Origin of the sequence: Blautia caccae, from assembly GCF_040095955.1 — a bacterium.
Classification (GTDB): Bacteria; Bacillota; Clostridia; order Lachnospirales; family Lachnospiraceae; genus Blautia; species Blautia celeris.
In genome coordinates this window covers 1-2,615 of the sequence record NZ_JBBMFP010000056.1, presented here as the reverse complement: position 1 = coordinate 2,615, position 2,615 = coordinate 1, and the positions used below count along the sequence as shown (strand labels likewise).

General features: G+C 46.4%; 2 protein-coding genes. One reads left to right on the top strand and one right to left on the bottom strand.

Annotated features, from left to right (window positions below; genetic code table 11):
• Positions 1-231: 231 nt before the first annotated feature.
• Positions 232-993: a DeoR/GlpR family DNA-binding transcription regulator gene (locus WMO65_RS25945; protein WP_033144203.1), complete on the bottom strand. Its 762-nt coding sequence runs from the start codon at positions 991-993 to the stop codon at positions 232-234.
• Between the two features lie 282 nt (positions 994-1,275).
• Here WMO65_RS25945 and WMO65_RS25940 point away from each other — a divergent pair, with 282 nt between their 5' ends.
• Positions 1,276-2,526: an MFS transporter gene (locus WMO65_RS25940; RefSeq protein ID WP_243128804.1), complete on the top strand. Its 1,251-nt coding sequence runs from the start codon at positions 1,276-1,278 to the stop codon at positions 2,524-2,526.
• Positions 2,527-2,615 lie beyond the last annotated feature (89 nt).

Below are 2,615 nucleotides of genomic sequence, written 5' to 3'. Positions count from 1 at the left end.
GCAGAGCAGGACCCTGCAAAAGCCAATCCGCTTAAGTATGCCATCAAGGCAAGAAAATTCATTGCTGAGAAGACAGGCTTATAAAATTGTTACCTCTATGGTATGTCAGCAGAGAAAATACAAAGCGTGTTCTCTGCTGCAGATAATTGAAAATATTGAAAACAGCCGAAGGTACCGGTTCCGGATGGAGCCTGTGCCTTCGGCTGTTTTGTATAAAAAAACACATTGCTTTTATGCCAGGTGGACAGAGATGTCGTATTCCCGGCAGTAATCCTCATATTCCTCCGCCAGCGGCCGGTCCGTGATAATATGCTGCACTTCGTTCAGACGGCAGTAAGTCATAAGTGCAAACTTGCCGAATTTGGTGTGGTCTGAGAGCAGGCAGCGTGTCTGGCTGTTCTGAATGACCGCTTTTTTAACCGCATACTCTTCCGCGGAGGCATTTGTCAGGCCGTTTTCAATGGTCACGCCTGTGGAGGCCATGAACGCTTTGGTTATATTGAAGGTCCGCAGATATCCCGGAATCTCACTTCCTACAAAGGAGAGGGTGTCCCTGTTCAGGATTCCCGGCAGGGAAATAACCTGGAGATTGGGATAGGGGACTGCGCGGATATAAATCTGCAGGCTGTTTGTTATGATCGTGCAGTTTAAATGGGACAGGGAATCCACCATATTGAGGCAGGTAGTTCCCGTATCAATATAGATCACATCCCCGTTCTCCACAAAGGAGGCAGCTTTTTTTGATATGGCATCTTTTTCTGCGCTCAGCACAGTATGGCGCTGTTCATAGGGCAGCAGACGAGTATCTGAGGCCTGCTGCGTGCTGACCACGCCGCCGTATACCTTTTCTACAGTACCCTTTTTCACAAGGTCATCAATATCCCTTCGGATCGTGTTTTTAGATACATTAAATTTTTCGCACAGGGTATCCAGGGACACGGATTTTTCCTGTTCAATGAAAGTCTCTATTAAATCAATTCGTTTTGTACGCATAAAAATATCCTTTCCCGGAAGTCTGTAACCATTCAGACAAGCTGACCTGTCTGAGCGGTTACGGAGGTCTGGCATCGCGCGGCACAGGGCCTGCAGTAAGCGGTTTCCAATATGTTTTGGTATAAGTATAGTATATTTTGGGTAAATTGTGAAGGGCTTAATGAAATAAATACAAAAAATCATCAAAAACTATTGACTAAGTACCCAAAAGATGATACTTTAAATGCAAAGAGATAACCAATATATAACAAAGAGTTTATCAAAAGAGGAAGGAAAGCTATCATGACAGGAAAAGCAAATTCTAAAACAAAATATCTGATACTGATATTTGGTGCCTTTGCAGTATTTTTTACAGGGTATCCCCATATCTGGTCCATTTACCAGCCCTACGCCATGGAACTGACAGGCTGGAGCCAGAGTCAGGCGTCCATGTGTTTCTACCTGTACTTTGTCACATTTGTGCTGGGTAATATTTTCGGAGGACGTATCCAGGATAAATACAGCCCCAGGATCGCGGTGATCTGCGGCGGAGGAATATTTACCGTGAGTGTTTTGTTATGCGCACTGGCGCTTCGTCCGTCACCTCTGATGATGTATTTTACATATGGAATTTTACAGGGATTCGGACAGGGTATGATCTATACGACCATTATCTCTACCGCGCAGAAATGGTTCCCGGGAAGAACCGGTTTTGCATCCGGGGTGATCGTTACAGCCAATGGATTGTTCGGATTTTTCATGGCACCGTTTTCAAGAGCGCTGCTTTCCAGCCAGGGAATCAAAGTTACCTTCCTTGTGATTGGTGTTATGATAGGAATCTCCTGGATCTTCGCAAGCATTTTCATTAAAAATCCGGAGAATGCCAATAAGGCCGGGGGGAATATAATTCACAGATATGATGGAAAACAATATTCCTCCATGGAAATGATCAAGACAAAGAAATTTTACTTTCTTCTGGCAACCATGCTGTTCGGGCTGATACCATACCTGATCTTGTCACCGCTGTCCCAGACAGTCCAGATGGACAGGGGAATCGCATCCACAGTGGCAGTGGCAGCAGTCATGGCAGGCTCTGTGTTCAATGCGGGAACACGTCTGGCACTTCCCACAGCAGCGGATAAAGTGGGCAGGATCATCTGCCTGAAGGTGGTTTTAGTGGTGGCAGCAGCAGCTATGATTCTCCTGGTGATCGCACCGGCAGCAGTCACAACCGTCTGTGTGGTTCTCGTATACGCATGCTACGGCGGTATCATGGGAAGTTTCCCTTCACTGACCAGCAACATTTTCGGCATGGAGCATTCCGGTGAGAATTACGGCTATGTAATGCTGGGAATCGCGGTTGCCACTTTAGGGGCACCGGCGATCACAAACACAGTCCTGGGACGTGGATATGACATCAACGTGGTATTTACCATCGGAGCAGTATGCGCAGCGATTTCCTTCCTGTTCCTGCTTCTTCTGGAGAGAGAAATAAAAAGGGAAAAATGCAGCCAGTCAAAGATCACATCGCCAAAAGCGATCCAAGGAAATTGAACCGATAACTACTCAGCCAGCTGAATAGTTACGGGTATTCGCCCATTAAAAATCGCTTCGCGATGGGGCGAATACCTGCCGCCACTACT